Annotated in this window: 11 protein-coding genes; 6 read left to right on the top strand and 5 right to left on the bottom strand. The window is 73.3% G+C overall.

The genetic code is table 11. The features are described 5' to 3' along the window. The first annotated feature begins 63 nt into the window (after window positions 1-63). Complete coding sequence (locus BM290_RS03595; RefSeq protein WP_143133604.1) at window positions 64-1,134, top strand: hypothetical protein; 1,071 nt, start codon at window positions 64-66, stop codon at window positions 1,132-1,134. A 48-nt stretch (window positions 1,135-1,182) separates the two neighbouring features. Here the strand turns inward: BM290_RS03595 and BM290_RS03590 are convergent, their stop codons facing one another. From BM290_RS03590 to BM290_RS03575, 4 genes are all read right to left on the bottom strand, one after another. Continuing rightward, complete coding sequence (locus tag BM290_RS03590; RefSeq protein ID WP_093609981.1) at window positions 1,183-2,112, bottom strand: diacylglycerol/lipid kinase family protein; 930 nt, start codon at window positions 2,110-2,112, stop codon at window positions 1,183-1,185. Between the two features lie 23 nt (window positions 2,113-2,135). Then, on the bottom strand, window positions 2,136-3,305 hold the full coding sequence (locus BM290_RS03585) for a cytochrome P450 (protein ID WP_093609979.1): 1,170 nt from the start codon (window positions 3,303-3,305) through the stop codon (window positions 2,136-2,138). 209 nt (window positions 3,306-3,514) lie between these two features. After that, window positions 3,515-4,663, bottom strand: coding sequence for a glycosyltransferase family 4 protein (locus tag BM290_RS03580; protein WP_093609977.1), 1,149 nt, complete (start codon window positions 4,661-4,663; stop codon window positions 3,515-3,517). Between the two features lie 63 nt (window positions 4,664-4,726). Continuing rightward, window positions 4,727-5,830, bottom strand: coding sequence for an MFS transporter (locus tag BM290_RS03575; protein WP_239143369.1), 1,104 nt, complete (start codon window positions 5,828-5,830; stop codon window positions 4,727-4,729). A gap of 197 nt (window positions 5,831-6,027) precedes the next feature. On the opposite strand from BM290_RS03575, the gene BM290_RS03570 reads away from it, so the two are divergent. Together BM290_RS03570 and BM290_RS03565 are read left to right on the top strand one after the other, a co-directional pair. Further along, window positions 6,028-6,636: an alpha/beta fold hydrolase gene (locus tag BM290_RS03570; protein WP_177319568.1), complete on the top strand. Its 609-nt coding sequence runs from the start codon at window positions 6,028-6,030 to the stop codon at window positions 6,634-6,636. A 415-nt stretch (window positions 6,637-7,051) separates the two neighbouring features. After that, window positions 7,052-8,038 carry a TerC/Alx family metal homeostasis membrane protein gene (locus BM290_RS03565; RefSeq protein WP_239143361.1) on the top strand — a complete coding sequence of 329 codons (987 nt, stop codon included), beginning with the start codon at window positions 7,052-7,054 and terminating at the stop codon, window positions 8,036-8,038. On the opposite strand, the gene BM290_RS03560 is transcribed toward BM290_RS03565, so the two are convergent. Next, the gene (locus tag BM290_RS03560; protein WP_093609969.1) at window positions 8,025-10,835 is read right to left on the bottom strand and encodes a PAS domain S-box protein; all 2,811 of its coding nucleotides are present in this window, start codon (window positions 10,833-10,835) and stop codon (window positions 8,025-8,027) included. The two genes, BM290_RS03565 and BM290_RS03560, sit on opposite strands and share 14 nt — an antisense overlap. Window positions 10,836-10,945: 110 nt before the next feature. Between BM290_RS03560 and BM290_RS03555 the strand changes: the two genes are divergently transcribed. The 3 genes from BM290_RS03555 to BM290_RS03545 all read left to right on the top strand — a co-directional run bounded on the left by BM290_RS03555 (window position 10,946) and on the right by BM290_RS03545 (window position 15,679). Then, window positions 10,946-12,973 carry a hybrid sensor histidine kinase/response regulator gene (locus tag BM290_RS03555; RefSeq protein ID WP_239143360.1) on the top strand — a complete coding sequence of 676 codons (2,028 nt, stop codon included), beginning with the start codon at window positions 10,946-10,948 and terminating at the stop codon, window positions 12,971-12,973. Window positions 12,974-13,045: 72 nt separating this feature from the next. Next, window positions 13,046-14,830 carry a VanW family protein gene (locus tag BM290_RS03550; RefSeq protein ID WP_093609965.1) on the top strand — a complete coding sequence of 595 codons (1,785 nt, stop codon included), beginning with the start codon at window positions 13,046-13,048 and terminating at the stop codon, window positions 14,828-14,830. Between the two features lie 108 nt (window positions 14,831-14,938). Next, a complete protein-coding gene (locus BM290_RS03545; RefSeq protein WP_093609963.1) occupies window positions 14,939-15,679 on the top strand; it encodes an MBL fold metallo-hydrolase in 741 nt (246 codons plus the stop codon). The last annotated feature ends 113 nt before the right edge of the window (window positions 15,680-15,792 follow it).

Raw genomic sequence — 15,792 nt, 5'->3', positions numbered from 1 at the left:
CTGAGACGACACGGAGGGCGGGGTGCCCTGTGGGCCGCGGCCTCGCGCCCCTACGATGCGCCGATGTGGTGGAGGCGTAAGAAGCGCACGTTGCCGGAATTCTGCGGCGACCTGGCCCAGGGAGTCATCGACCTCGACGAGGACGCGTCCTCGGCGGCGATGCGCGGCATCATCGGCTCACTGGACGCGGCCGGGCCCGCCGAGCTGACCGAGGGGGTCCGCCGGCTGCTCCCGGCGGTCCGGCAGGTGTCGATCGGCAACGGCGGACAGCTCGCCCAGGTCGCGGCCGGGCTCGTCGAAGCCGGCGCCGACCCGTTCGTGCTGCTGGACGTGCTCGTCGAGCGGGTCACCGACGGGCTCGAACAGGCCGTCCGGTTCCCGGTCCTGGCCGAGAAGGACGGCGGCGCATTCGAGGCCCCCGGCAGCCAGGAGGAGGCGGACGCGCTGATCGACCGGGCCGCCCGGGCCGCCGCACAGGCCGGGATCGGGCGGGAGGAGGGCATCGGGATCACCGAGGCGTTCTTCACCGTCGACGACTGGATCCCCAGCCTGCTCCTGCCGCTCCAGCAGAAACGGGTGCGCCAGGCGTTCCCCGGCCGCGACCGGCTGGCCGCCGCGGCCGACGCCATGTCCGGTTACGCCGACGCGGCGCCCTGGCTCCACGGGCTGCTGCGGGTCGTCGACGACGAGCCGTTCCTGGTCGTCCACCGGCCCACCGGGCGGGCGTTCCGGCTCACCCTCAGCGGCGTCGGCGACAACTTCCAGCTGCACACGCTGCTCGCCGCCACCCTGATCGGCGACCCGGCGCGGGGCCTGATCGAGGGCGAGCGCCCGGCCCCGGCGTGGATCGCCGCCGCCACCGACGGCCCCGACCTGCAGCCGGCCGGTGGGGTACGCGGCCAGTTCGAACTCTTCGGCGCCGACGGCGAGCGGATCTGGGGCGAGGGCCGTCCCGCCGACATCCCGATCCTCGACGGCCACCGCGTCGTCGTCCTGGACCGTCCGTCCTACGCCCGCGCCTGGAACACCGGCCGCGTCTACCCCTTGATGCACCCCGAGATCAGCCTCGACCGGACCCTGCCCGCCACCGAGGCAGCCGCCTGGCTGAGCAAGATCACCGACCCGTCCCACTGACCCCGAGGGGTGCGCGGCAGCGCGGGCGTCCAGCGGGGTCTGGGACGATCAGTGGTCCGGGGTGCCGGGTGGGGCCATGATCCGGAGGGCGTTGGCGTCGACGGCGACGCGCAGCGGTGTGGCGCCGCACGGCTCGCCGTCGACCTCGACGTGGGCCGGCCGGTCGGTGTCCAGCCACAGTTCGCCGACGGCGAGGAACGGCTGGTCACGCAGCGTACGCCGATGACCGGTGAGCGCGTTGCGGGCGGTTTCGCGGATCAGTTCCAGCTTCGACGCCCCGCCGACCGGGTAGGCGACGAGCAGCCGGTCGTCGGCGTGGGCGTCCGCGGTGATGGGGCGGCCGGCGTGGAAGCCGCCGTTCGCCACATACACCTGATGGGTGGTGAAGACGATCTCCTGCCCCTCGGCGCGGACCGTGACCCGCAGCGGGCGGTGCCGGGTGAGCAGGCCGAGCGCGGTGATCGGGTAGGCGATCCGCCCGATCACCCGTTTCAACCGGCTCGGCACGTTGATCATGATCTCGGCGGAGAGCCCCGCACCGACGTGGTTGGTGAACGGCATGTCTCCGGCGATGCCCAGGTCCACGTCGATGACCTTGCCGTCGACGAGCGTCGCGACCGCCTCATCGAGATCGGGGAGGATTCCGACCGTACGCGCGAAGTTGTTCGTCGTGCCGAGCGGAAGCAGACCGAGAGCCACGTCGCGGTGGGCGAGCATCCGCCCCGCCGTGCTGATCGTGCCGTCGCCGCCGCCGGCGACGAGCAGGTCCGGCCGGTGGGCGAGCGCGGCCGTCAACGACTTCTCCAGCTCGCCGGGACGGTCCACCGCATATGCCCCGAGCAGCTCGAACCCGGCCGCGACGAGACGGGCGTGCGCGTCCGCGTAGAGCTGCCGGCCACGCCGCGACCGCGCGTTCACGACCAGCGCCGCCCGCCGGTCGCGCCGGATGTCCTCGGTCAGCTCCTGCTTCGTCCGCACCGGCCGACCCTACCGTCCGGAGATCACATCACGTCCAGCCGCACCGACTCGTAGCCGCGCAGCACGAAACCGGGGCTACGGACCGGTTCGGCGGCCAGCTCCAGCCGGGGCGCGTGATCGAGCAGAGCGGTCAGGGCGGCCTGCATCTCGATCCGGGCGAGCGGCGCGCCGAGACAGAAGTGCAGGCCCGCCCCGAAACTCATGTGCGTGTTCGGCACGCGGCCCGCGTCGAACCGGTCGGGGTCGGCGAAGACCGCCGGATCCCGGTTCGCCGCTCCGAGCAGCGCCGCCACCTCCGCCCCCTGCGGAACGGTCACCCCGCCGATCTCCACATCGGCCGCCGCCGTCCGCACGAACAGCTGGGACGGCGAGTCGTACCGCAGCATCTCCTCCACCGCCGTCGGCACCAGCTCCCGGTCGGCACGCAGCCGGGCCAGCTCCCGCGGATGCTCCAGCAGCGCCACCATCCCGTTGCCGAGCCCGTTGACCGACGCCTCGTGCCCCGCGTTCAGCAGCAGGATCGCCGACGCCACCAGCTCCTCCGCGGAGAGCCGGTCCGAGCCGTCGCGCACCGACACCAGATGACTGATCAGATCGTCGCCCGGCTCGGCGGCCTTGCGGGCGGCCAGCTCCCGCATGTACAGCGCGAAATCCCGGCACGCCTCCAGCGCGGCGGCCTCGACCTCGGGGGTGCGGCTCACCTCGTACATCCGGACCATCGCCGCCGACCACGGCCGCAGCCGGTCGCGCTCCTCCGCCGGAACCCCCAGCAACTCGGCGATCACCGTCACCGCCAGCGGCTCGGCGAGATCGGTCAGCAGATCGAAATCCGGCCCCGCCGCGTCCACCAGGGCGGTCGCCTCGGCCACCACCGTCGCCCGCAGCCGCTCCACGTGCCCGCGCGCGAACGCCTTCGCCACCAGCGCCCGCAACCGCGTGTGCACCGGCGGCTCGTTCTCCATCATCTGGTGCCGGTGCAGCAGATTGAACGGCTCGAAGACCGCCGCCGGCTCCTCGTCACGCCAGAACCGCCCGAGTCGCCGATCCCGCAGAACGGCGTCGACCGCGGCGTGGCTCACCGCCAGCCAGCGCCCGCTCGGCTCATGAAACCCCAGAGCCTCCTGCTCACGCAGCCGCGCCAGCGCGGGATAGGGATCCTGGACGAACGACGGGTCCGAAAACTCAAGGTCCACCCGGCGGAGATTAACCCTTTGCGGTACGCGCCAACCCGTCCCGCCGAAACCGGACAGTCCCGGAACCACACCGCGACGCGGTCCCGGGGCACGCTCCTCAGCGCGCCCGCCGGGCAGTCCTGCCCACTCACCGTCTCTGTCCGGCCGGCTCGCTGCCTCGAGGCTCCGGGGGCGACGGTGAGAGCGAGCCGGCCCGCAAACCGGGAACGTCAGGCGGGCGCCCCGGCCGGGATGCCGGCCCGGACCGGCCCGGCGAGCGCCTGCCGGTAGTGGCCGATCAGCTCGTCACCGATCGCCGCCCAGCTCCGTCCGTGCACCGCCGCCCGCCCGGCCGTCCCCATCGCGTGCCGCAGGCCGGGCGCGGCGGCGAGCCGGGCGACCGCCGCGGTGAACCCGTCGGCACGGTGCGGCGGGACCAGGAACCCGGTCCGCCCGTCGTCGACCAGGTCGAGCGGGCCACCGGCGGCCGGCGCGACGACCGGCAGCCCGCTGGCCATCGCCTCCTGCACGGCCTGGCCGAACGTCTCGTACGGCCCGGTGTGGGCGAACACGTCGAGGGACGCGTAGATCCGGGCGAGCTGGGCGCCGTGCCGGGCGCCGAGGAAGATCGCGTCCGGCAGCGCCCGCCGCAGCATCGGGGCGTGCGGGCCGTCCCCGACCACGACGAGCCGTACGCCGGGGAGCCGGGAGACGCCGGCGAGCAGCCCGATCTCCTTCTCCGCGGCGAGCCGGCCGACGAATCCGGCCAGCACCTCGCCGTCGGGGGCGAGGGCCCGGCGGATCCCGGCGCTGCGCCGGCCGGGGTGGAAGCGGGCGAGGTCGACGCCGCGCCGCCACAGGTGCACCCGCCGCACGCCGTGCGACTCGAGGGCGCTGACCGATTCGGACGACGGCGCGAGGGTACGCCCGGCGGCGTTGTGCACGGTGCGGATCCACCGCCACGCCATCCGCTCGGTGAGCCGTACCTTGTAGACGCGGGCGTACGAGGCCACGTCGGTCTGGTAGACGGCGACCGACGGCACGCCCAGCGTCCGCGCGCTGACCTGCGCCCACGCCCCGAGCACGAAGGGGCTGGCCAGGTGCACCACGTCGGGGGCGTGCCGGCGGAGGGCGGCGTGCAGCGCCGGGGCGGGCAGGCCGAGCCGCAACTGGGGATAGCCGGGCATCGGCAGGGACGCGACCCGGGCCACCGGATAGGGCAGGCCGGTCAGCGGCGCCCGCGATCCGGGTGGCGGCAGGGGCGCCACGACCAGCGGCTCGTGACCGGTGCGGGCCAGGTGTTCGGCCATCCGCGCGACCGAGTTGGCGACGCCGTTGACATCGGGCAGGAACGATTCCGTGACGAGCGCGATGCGCATGGGAACAGGGGAACCGGGGCCACGATCCGGCAGGAGACCGCCCTGTGACGGACGGCCGAACGATCAGCGCATTCTCAGCGTCACCGCGAGCAGGACGACCGAGACGAGCTGTGCGGCGGCGAGAACGACGGCCAGCAGGGTCAGCGAATGCTCGTAGAGCGCCCCGGCCAGCAGCCCGCCGGCGAGCGCGGCGACACCCTGCACGGCGGCGAAGACCCCGTAGGCGGTGGCCCGCCGGGGCGCCGGCACCAGGTCGGCGACGAGCGCCTTCACCGTGGAGTCCTGCACGCCGACGGCGGCGCCCCAGAGCAGCGTGCCGGTGACGATGGCCGGGGCGCTGCCGGAGAGGGCGAGCGCGGGTGTGGCTGCGGCCAGGGCGGGCAGCGCATACAGCACCCGGGCGCCCCACCGGTCGTAGAGGTGCCCGCTGGCCAGGGCGGAGACCGCGCCGGCGGCCATCGCCCCGGCGTAGAGAACCGGCACCAGGGCGACCGGGATCTGCCCGGTCCGGCTGGCGTGGTACGAGAGGAGACCGAAGGTGACCAGGCCGCCGGTGGCCGCGGCGGCGGACATCGCGAACCAGTGGAAGCGGCGTGGCAACCGGCCGGCCGCCACCGTGCCGGGTGTCTCCTTCCGGGCCGGGGCCGGGAAACGGCGGCTGATCCAGACCAGCAGCAGCATGGCGGCGGCGCCCGGCACGGCGAGCGCGGCCAGCGCCGGCCAGATCACCCCGGCCGAGACGGCGACTCCGGCGGCGACCAGCAGCGGCCCGGCGAACGCGCCGACCTGGTCGAGGGCTTTGTGAACGGCGAACCCGCGGCCCCGGCCGACCGATCCGGCGGCCTCGGCGAGCAGCGCCGACTTCGCCGGTGAGCGGATCGCCTTGCCGATCCGCTCGGCGACGATCAGCAGGGCGGCGACGGCGAGCCCGGCGCCGCCGAGGGCCGGGGCGAGAGCCAGCAGCGGTACGCACACCGCGGTCAGCCCGTACCCGGTGATGGTGAGCGCCCAGTAGCGGGCGGTGCGGTCGGCGAGCGGCCCGGACACGAGCCGGAGCAGCAGCGCGGCGGCCTCGCCGGCGCCGGTGACGACGCCGACCACGAGCGCGGAGGCGCCCAGCCCGGCGAGCAGGGGGCCGGTGATCGACCGGGCGCCCTCGTAGACCATGTCGGCAGCCAGACTGACCAGCCCGAATCCGAGGATCGCCCGCCACGGGGAGAGGGCACGCGCGTTGGTCAGAGCAGCAGCCACGGCCCCCACCATACGGACCGTGGCCCGTAGTGGATCAATTCCCGGCAATGTTTGGTGGACCGGGGGAGACCGGCGCATGTTTGGTGTCCCCCCGAATCAGGAAGACCATCGCCGTGCATCCTCAGCCCCCGCGCCGCACCACCCATGCCCACGGAACTCCGAGGAATCTGCTCGTCTACGACCGCTGGGGCCGGTACGGCCGGCCGGTGGTCCTGTTGCACGGCCTCTTCTACGACCGGACGATCTGGTGGCCGGTCGCCGCCGAGCTCGGGGACGCATGCAGCGTGATCGCCGTCGATCTGCCGGGGCACGGCCACTCGGCGGCGCGCAGCGAGAACGACGTCGCCGGCCTGGCCCGGGATCTGGCGGTGCTGGTCAACGGCCTGGATCTGCACCGGGCGCCGGTCCTGGTGGGGCAGGGCGAGGGGGCGTTGCTGGCCGAGGCGTTCGCCGACTCCTACGCGACCCGGGCGGTGCTGACCTTCGACGAGCCGGCCGCGGAGCCGCCGGACTGCCCGGAACGGCACCGGGCGACGGCCGATCTGGCGGGGGTGCCGAAGCACTACCGGCAGTTCGCGGTGGCGCGCTGGGACGGGAGTCTGCTCCGGTCGTACCGCTGCTGGTTCTCCGGCCGGAAGCAGTCGCGAGCCGGGAAGCGGCCGGGCTTTCCGCATCTGCGCGCTCCGGCGCGGTTCGCCGCCACCTTGAAGGACCTGATCTGACGGACGGAGCAGCCGCCCCGCGGCGGCTGCTCCGTGTTCGGTCAGCCGTGCCGCTGCCGACGGCGCCGGTGCATCGGCGGCGTCAGCGCGGCGGCGCTGATCACCAGGCAGACGATCAGCAGCGTGCCTACAAGGATGTCGAGAAACATGCGGTACCCCCATGAGAAACCGCTGGTCGGCTGCGGTGTCAGCCGAATCTCAACGGTCCACCCGCCACCTGCCTGCGTCAACCGGATTGCCGCAGAAACCGCTGTTGGCCTGGCCCTCGCGCGGTGTGCTGCCTAAGCTGGCCGCGAGGGGAGTACCTCCGGCAGAACGTGGCGGTCACCACGGGCACCCGATGTGCCCTCGTGCGTTCGCTCGCTCCGGCGGGTGAGGGAGACCTCGGACGATCCACCGTGTCCGAGGGGGCCTCGTGCTCGATCTGCCATCCATCGCGTCTCCGCAGCTCTGGGCGATCTCCATCGCGGTGCTGCTGGGCCTGCTCGCCGTCGACTTCGTGCTCACCCGCCGCCCGCACGCGGTGGCGATGCGCGAGGCGGTCGGCTGGTCGCTGTTCTATCTCGCGCTTCCCGGCGCGTTCGGGGCCTTGATCTGGCAGGTGTACGGCCACCGCCCGGCCGTGGAGTTCTACACCGGCTACGTGGTCGAGAAGTCCCTGTCGGTCGACAACCTGTTCGTCTTCATGCTGCTGCTCGCCGCCTTCGCGGTGCCCCCGCAACTGGCCCAGCGGGTGCTGCTCTACGGCATCGCCGGCGCCCTGGTGCTGCGCGCGATCTTCATCGCCGCCGGCGCGGTCGTGCTGCAGAGCGGCGCGTGGGCGTTCCTGCTGTTCGGCGGGGTGCTGCTGCTGACCGCGGCCAAGGTGTTCCGGGAGGCGGTGCGCCACGACGAATACCAGGTCGAGATCGAGCAGATGCGCAGCGTACGGCTGTTGAAGCGGCTCATGCCGGTGACGAGTGACTATCGGGGCGGGAAGCTGACGGTACGGGCGGACGGCCGTCGCGCGCTGACCCCGCTGGCCCTGGTCGTGGTCGCCGTGTTCATGACCGACCTGGTGTTCGCCGTCGACTCGGTGCCGGCCGTCTACGGGGTGACCGAGGACCCGTACCTGGTGTTCGCGACGAACGCGTTCGCGCTGCTCGGGCTGCGGGCGCTGTATTTCGTGCTGCACAACGTCCTGGACCGGCTGCGGCACCTGAACTACGGTCTGGCGATCATCCTGGCCTTCATCGGGGTGAAGCTGGTGCTGCACTGGGCGCACGGCCTGTGGGCCGGTGTGCCGGACATCCCGACCGACGCGTCGCTGGTCGTCATCGCCGTCACCCTGGCCGCCGTGACCGCCACCAGTCTCTACGCCGACCGCCGGGAGCGCGCGACGACGGGTGTCACCCCACGCTGATCGGCTTGCGGCGGATCTGGTCGGCGGCGTCCCGGGCCATCATGATCAGCGGGCGGGCGTCGGTGAAGGTCTCGACCGCGGCGTCCAGGTCGCCGGATCGGGCGGCGGTCTCGATCCGGCCGCACGCGGTCGTGGCCGGGCCCGCCCCCAGGTTGGCCAGCACCCCCATGAGCTGGTGCGACTCGATGCGCAGCAGGTTCGCGTCGTCGAAGGCGAGGGCCTGCTGCATCCGGTCCAGGTGTTCCGGGATCTTCGCCGACAGCGACGCGAGCAGGCCGGCCAGCGCTCCGGCGGTGGCCGCGGGGTCCGGGCCGCGCAGCTGGTCCAGCCGCCGCTCGATCTCGGTGATCATCGCCGGCAGGTCGGTCCGGGCCGGCTCGGCGCCGATCCAGTGCTCCAGCACCCGCGCCACGTCGGCCGGGATGAGCGGCTTGGCCAGGTGCTCGTCCATGCCGGCGGCCAGGCAGCGGGCCCGGTCCTCGGCCAGGGCGCTCGCGGTCAGCGCGATGATCGGCACGTGCCGGCCGGGCGGCTCGCGGCGGCGGATCTCGGCGGTCGCCTCGTACCCGTCCATCTCCGGCATCAGGCAGTCCATCACGATCGCCCGGTAGTCGTGCCGTCCGGCCAGCTCGACGGCCTCCCGCCCGTTGACCGCGACGTCGGCGGTGTAGCCGAGGTTGGCCAGGATGCCGAGCGCGACCGTACGGTTGATCTCGTTGTCCTCGGCGACGAGCACGTGCCCGCGCGCCGGCGTGGCGTCCGCGGCCGTGCCGATCGCCGTGTCCTGGGCACGGTCGCCGAGCACCCGGACCAGCGCGTCGTAGAGCTGTGACTGCCGCAGCGGCTTGGCGAAGGCGGCCGACACCCACGCCGGGGCCGGCTCGCCGGGCGGGAGCCGGTCGTCGTCGGCGAGCAGGATCGTGCGGGGTGGCGGGCAGTCCGGCGGGGTGAGCGCCACGGTGTCCTCGGGTGTGGTGTGCGCGTCCACGATGAGCAGGTCGATCGGACGTCCGGCGGCGGCCGAGTCCCGCATCACGGCGATCGCCTCGACGGTGTCGGCCACCCCGATCGCGTCCATCGACCAGGTGGCCAGCTGTTCGGCCAGGACCGTACGGTCGGTCTCGTCCCGGTCCACGACGAGCACCCGCAGCCCGTCGAGGGCGTGCCGTTCGAAGAGGTCGAGGTGCTTCTGCGCGGTCCGCAGCGTGACCGTGAACCAGAACGTGCTGCCCCGCCCCGGCTCGCTGGCCATCCCGATCCGCCCGCCCATCAGCTCGACCAGGTCCCGGCTGATCGCCAGGCCCAGCCCGGTGCCGCCGAACCGCCGGGTGGTGCCCGCGTCGGCCTGGGTGAACGCCTCGAACAGCTCCTCCTGCCGGTGCGCGTCGATGCCGATGCCGGTGTCGTGCACCTCGAACCGGATCGGCACCGTCTCCGGGCCGGCGGCGCGCTCGGGGTCGGGCTGCGCGGTGATGGTGATCGTCCCGTGCGGGGTGAACTTCACCGCGTTGCCCGCCAGGTTGAGCAGCACCTGGCGCAGTTTGGCCGGATCGCCGCAGACCTCGGCGGGCAGCCGCTCGTCGCAGCTCCCGGTGACGGTCAGGCCGTCGTGGGTGTCCGGCGGGTCGACCAGCGACACCACCTCGTCGAGCAGGGCGCAGATCCGGAAGTTCGCCTCCTCCAGCAGCACTTTGCCGGCCTCCAGCTTGGAGAAGTCGAGGATGTCGTTGATCACCGAGAGCAGTGCGGAGCCGGCCGCGCTGATCCCCTCGGCGTAGCGGCGCTGGCGCTCGTCGAGGCGGGTGCCGAGCAGCAGCCCGGTGAGGCCGATGACGCCGTTCATCGGGGTCCGGATCTCGTGGCTCATCGACGCGAGGAACTGCGATTTCAGCCGGGCCGTCTCGAGCGCCTGGTCGCGGGCCTGGCCGAGGGCCTGCTCGGTCTGCCGCCGGGTGGTGATGTCGCGGACGAAGCCGTGGAAGTGCTCGCCGCCGTTGTGCCGGATGCGCCACATGGTCAGCTCGACCGGGATCTCGTGCCCGTCGCGGTGCACCGCGGTCATCTCGGTGGGCCGGTCCAGCAGCCAGTCCCAGCGGCCGGTGAGCAGCCGGCCCAGCGCCCCCCGGTACCGTTCGGGCAGGATCGTGCCGGTCACGTCCCGGCCCAGGACCTCGGCGCGCGGCCACCCGAAGACGTGCTCGGCCTGCCGGTTCCACTCGATGATCAGGCCGTCGCCGGACATCGTGAAGAACGGGTCGCTGGCCGCCTGCATGATCATCTCGAGCTGCTCGCGTTCCGCCCGGCGGCGCTCGTCGGCCAGCACCCGGGCGGTGATGTCGTGCGCGACGGTCGCGGTGCCGATCACGGCGTGCTCGGCGTCGCGCATCGGGGCCATGCTCAGCGACACCTCGATGATGGTCCCGTCCTTGCGGCGGCGGCGTGTCTCGTACCGGGTGAGGGGCTGGCCGCGGCGGACCCGGGCGAGCAGCTCGCGCTCCTCGCCGAGCCGGTCGGGCGGCAGCAGCCGGCTGACGTCGCTGCCGACCATCTCGTCGGCGGAGTACCCGTAGAGGCGCTCGGCGCCCGGGTTCCAGCTCTTGATGGTGCCGTCCGCGTTCTTGCTGACGATCGCGTCCTGGGAGGCCTCGACGATCGCGGCGAGCCGGGCGTTCTCCAGCGCCTCGCTCTGCCAGTTCGCCTCGGCCCAGGCCACCGCGCGGCGGGACCGGCGGGTCAGGACCACCGCGGTGACGCCCGCGGCCACGCCGGCCAGCAGGGAGATGGCCCTACGCAACACTGCGGCCTCCGAGGATCCGAATCCGATTCAGCATCAACGTACATGTGACCTTCTTCTGCTTTAGCCTTATTACGGACATAGCACCCACCGACTCGCGCAAGGGAGCCGCCGTGGCGACAGTGATGGTCGTCGACGACGTGGCCGCCAACCGGGAGATCGTGCGCATGCTGCTCGGTTTCCGTGGCCACGACGTCATCGAGGCGCACGACGGGGCCGACGCGCTCCGCCTGGCGCACGCCCACCACCCGGACGTGGTGGTCTCCGACGTCCTGATGCCCGGCATCGACGGCCTGGAGCTGGTCCACCGGCTCCGCGCCGACCCGGACCGCGAGGCCGCCCAGGCCCCGGTGATCTTCTACACCGCCAACTACCTGGAGCCGGAGACCCGGCCGATCGCCGAGGCCTGCGGGGTCAGCCAGGTGGTGCTGCGCTCCCAGGACCCGGACGCCCTGCTCGACGCGATCGACGTCGCGCTGGCCGGCGGCCCGGTCGACGTCAGCGCCACCCCCGACGACGACTTCGCCCAGGCCCACCTGCAGACGGTCAACGCCAAGCTGATCGAGAAGGTGCGGGCCCTGCACGACACCGAGCGGCTCTTCGTGACGATGGCGGTCGCCTCCCCGGTCGGGCTCGGGATCATCGACCGGCAGGGCAGCGCCGACTACGTGAACCCGCGGCTCGCCGAGATCCTCCAGGTCCCGCTGACCCGGATCGTCGGCACCGGCTGGCAGGACGCGCTCGGGCTGGCCGACCGCGACCTGCACGGCCTCCTCGGGCTGCTGCGCGGCGACGGCGACGACACCGAGCTGCGCTTCGCCCAGCGGATCACCTGGCCCGACGGTGCCGTCCGCTTCCTGCGCATCCACCTGCGGCAGACCCGGGACGAGGACGAGGGGCTGACCGGCGGCGTCCTGATGGTCGACGACGTCACCGACGTCGCCCAGGCCGAGGAGCGGCTGCGCGCGGAGAGCCAGCGCCGCCAGGACGAGGCCCGGCACCGGGACGCCGAGCGCCTGGACAGCCTGCGCCGGATGGCCGGCGGGACGGCGCACGACTTCAACAACATCCTCGGCGCGATCCTCGGCTACACCAACCTGGCCATCGAGACCATCACCGACGGCCGCGAGGACGGCGGCATCCCGGCCGAGACCGCCGAGTCGCTGCTCGGTGACCTGGCCCAGGTGGTCAAGGGCGGCGAGCGGGCCAAGGCGCTGACCCAGCACATGCTCGCCTTCGGCCGGCGGGAGGTCAACAAGCCGGTCGCGGTCAAGGTCAACGCTCTGCTCGAGGAACAGCAGGAGACGCTGCGCGCGGCCGCCGGACCGGCCTGCGCGGTACGCCTGGTGCTGCGCGCGGACCTGCCCGAGGTCAAGGCCGACCCGGTGCAGCTGGCCCGCGCGCTGGACAACCTGGTCCGCAACTGCGGGGAGGCGATGCCGGACGGCGGCACGGTCACCGTCACCACGTCGTCCGCCGGCGGGAACGTGACCATCGAGGTACGCGACACCGGCCCCGGCATGCCCCCGGACGTCCTGGACCGGGCCTGCGAGCCGTTCTTCAGCACCAAGTCCGCCACCGGGACGGTCGGGCTCGGCCTCTCCACCGTGCACGGCATCGTCAGCCAGGCCGGCGGGCGCCTCGACCTGCGCTCCGAGCCGGGCGCGGGAGCGTCGGTGACCATCACGCTGCCCGCCGTCGCGGGCGCCGTCGCGGTGCCGCCACCCCCGCCGCAGAGCGCCCCGGACGAGCCCGGCGGAGGGGAGACCCTGCTGGTCGTCGACGACGAGGACGCGGTGCTGCAGGTGACCGCCCGGATGCTCGGCGGCGCCGGCTACCGGGTGCTGACCGCTCCGGACGCGGCCGAGGCGCTGCGTCTGCTGGAACGGCACGGCGGCGAGATCGCGGCCCTCGTCACCGACGTGGTGATGCCCGGCATGGACGGCCGTCAGCTGGCCCGGATCGCCTCCGGCCGCCGGCCCGGCCTGTGCGTCGTCTTCGTCTCCGGATACGCCGAGTCCCTCTTCGACGAGAACGGCAACAACCTGGAGCCGGGATCCACCATCCTGGCCAAACCGTTCGACCGGGAGAGGCTGGTCAGCACCGTACGAACGGCCCTTTCCCTGGCCCAGCGGACCTGACTGCCTGGCGGTCACCTGTCCGCGATCGATTAGGATTTCTGGCTCACCGCCCCCGAGCCCCCAGGAGGCACGGTGACCGCCGCCAGTGACCGCCAGCCCACCGTACGGCTGCCGCAGCAGGCCACACCCGGCCACGACGACCTCGGCCCGCCGCCCGCGGAAGCGCCTGCCCCACCGGCCGCCCCGCGCCGCGGCCGCCGTGTGCTGATCGCCGGTCTCACCGCGGTGGCGCTCGCCGCCGCGGCCGGTGGCGCCGCCCGCTATGCGCTCGCCGGCGACGTGCCCCGCGGCGTGACAGTGCTCGGCCTCGACCTCGGTGGGCTGGCCCGTGCCGAGGCCGCCGCCGCGCTCCGTGCCCACCTGGCCGCCGACCCACGAGCCACCGCCGCCGTCCAGGTGCGCGTGGAGGGCCGGGGCGCCACCCTGAAACCGGCCGACATCGGGCTGGTCGTCGACGTGGACGCGACCGTCGACGCCGCCGCCCGGGGCGGCCCGTCGCTGTTCCGCGAGCGGGCCGTCGCCCCGGTGATCGCCGTCGACGCCGAGCTGCTCGACGCCGCCCTGCGCAAGGCCGTCGGCAAGGTCGGCACCGCGATGAAGGCGCCCGCCGTCACGTTCACCGGGCTCACCCCGACGGCGGTGCACCCGCGGCCGGGGCGCGGCCTCGACCCGCGGCACTCCGCCGAGGCGGTCCGGGCCGGCTGGCTCACCGGCGCCCCGGTCGACGTCCCGCTGGTCGAGCTGCACGCCGCCACCACCGCCGAGCAGGTCGACCGGATCGTCGAGACGATCGCCCGGCCGGCCGTGGCCGCGCCGCTGACCGTCACGTCCGAGCGGGGCACACTCACCATCCCACCGGCCGCGATCGCGAAGAGCCTGGTGCTGACCGCCGACAGAGCCGGGCTGATCGAGCCCCGCTTCGACCCGGGGAAGCTACGGGCCGCCGTCGCGCCCGCGCTCGCGACGATCGAGGTGGCGGCGCGGGACGCGACGTTCACGTTCACCGGCGGCCGGCCGAAGATCGTCGCGGGCGCCGAGGGCCGGGGGCTCGACCTGGCCGCGCTCGCGCCACAGCTGCTGACCGCGGCGACCGGCGCGGACGGCCGTACCGTCGCGGCGTCCCTGACCGCCGCCGCGCCCGCCACCTCGGCCGCCGACCTGGAGAAGCTCGGGGTGAAGGAGAAGGTCTCGACCTTCACCACGAAGTTCACCGGCGGCCTGTCGTCGTCGCGCAGCCAGAACATCGTGACCGCCGCCAAGCAGGTGCGTGGCGCGCTGGTGCTGCCCGGGAAGACGTTCTCGCTGAACAAGCACACCGGCGAGCGCGGCTACCGGCAGGGCTACAAGGACGCGCCGGTGATCGTCGGCGGGCACCTGCAGCCCGGTGTCGGCGGGGGAGTCTCGCAGTTCACCACGACGCTGTTCAACGCGAGCTACTACGCCGGGCTCGAGGACGTCGAGCACAAGCCGCACTCCTACTACTTCGACAGGTACCCGGCGGTCATCGAGTCCACCATCTTCTGGCCCGACCTGGACTTCAAGTTCAAGAACGACAGTCCGTACGGCGTGCTCATCGACACCGCCTGGACCAGCGACTCGATCACCGTGTCGATGTGGAGCACCAAGGTGTGGGACAAGGTGACCACCGAGTGGAGCGCCCGGCGCAACATCACCTCGCCGCCGACGATCACCAAACCGGACGGTCCGGACTGCATCTCCACCGGTGGCCTGATCGGCTTCACCCAGGACGCGTGGCGGCTGTTCCACTCCGGCGGCAAGGTCGTCAAGCGGGAGAAGTTCACCTGGAAGTACGACCCCGAGCCGCGCTTCGTCTGCGGCGGCCCGGACGCCGGCTGACCGCGGTCAGCCGGCGTCCGGACGGAGGACGGGTTGCGATGCGGGCACAGATCCGCGGTGCCCGCCCGCAGGGGAGCGAAACCCGGCCGGATGCGCTAAGGAGGAGGGATGACTGGCTACCGGCTCAACCGCAGACTGCTGCTGACCGCGGGTTCGGGTGTGTTCGGCATCACCGTCCTCAACACGCTCACCGGGTGCTCCGAGCCCCGGAAACAGACGCCGGAGCCGGCCGGGACGAGCGCGTCCGCCGCGACCGGCGGTCGACTCGACTGGCGTCGTGTCGACCTCGACTTCGTCGCCGTCTACCTGCTGGTCCGCGGCGGTGAGGTGGCCGTCGTCGACACCGGCACGGCGGGCTCGGCCGGCGCCGTCGAGACCGGGCTCAAGGCCGCCGGCCTGAGCTGGGCCTCGGTCAAGCACGTCATCCTCACCCACCAGCATCCCGACCACGCGGGCGGGCTCGCCGAGATGGTGCCCCAGCTCTCCGCGACGCTGTACGCGGGGACCGACGACGTCGCCGCGATCGACGCGGCCGGCAAACCGATCCAGGCGGTCAAGGACGGCGACGAGGTCTTCGGGTTGCAGATGATCGGCACCCCCGGGCACACCCTGGGCCACGTGTCGGTCTTCGAGCCGGGCACCGGCGTGCTGGTGGCCGGCGACGCGCTGCGCAACCAGAACGTGCTGGAGGGCTCGGCCCCGCAGTACACCGCCGACGCGGCGCAGGCGGCCGCCTCGGTGAAGAAGCTGGCCGGCCTCGACGTGCGCGCCATCCTGCCCGGCCACGGCCGGCCGATCACCGACGGCGCGAAGGAGGCGCTGCAGAAGCTGGCGGCGACACTCAATTGACATCCTCTCCGCCCTCAAGGACGGAGATTCCCTCCACGCTGCGCGTGGAACACGCAACGTCCGGGTGGGTTCCCGCTTCTCTGCGCGCCGCCGGGACGAGTCCCGGTCTTACG

Source organism: Actinoplanes philippinensis (assembly GCF_900113015.1).
GTDB classification, from domain to species: domain Bacteria; phylum Actinomycetota; class Actinomycetes; order Mycobacteriales; family Micromonosporaceae; genus Actinoplanes; species Actinoplanes philippinensis.
This window is presented reverse-complemented; position numbering and strand designations above follow the sequence as displayed.

Bases quoted from the DNA above. Each gene is read 5' to 3' on its own strand.
- BM290_RS03595 (WP_143133604.1), top strand. From the start codon at position 64: ATGTGGTGGAGGCGTAAGAAGCGCACGTTGCCGGAATTCTGCGGCGAC.
- BM290_RS03575 (WP_239143369.1), bottom strand. From the start codon at position 5,830: ATGGTCTACGAGGGCGCCCGGTCGATCACCGGCCCCCTGCTCGCCGGG.
- BM290_RS03545 (WP_093609963.1), top strand. From the start codon at position 14,939: ATGACTGGCTACCGGCTCAACCGCAGACTGCTGCTGACCGCGGGTTCG.
- BM290_RS03580 (WP_093609977.1), bottom strand. From the start codon at position 4,663: ATGCGCATCGCGCTCGTCACGGAATCGTTCCTGCCCGATGTCAACGGC.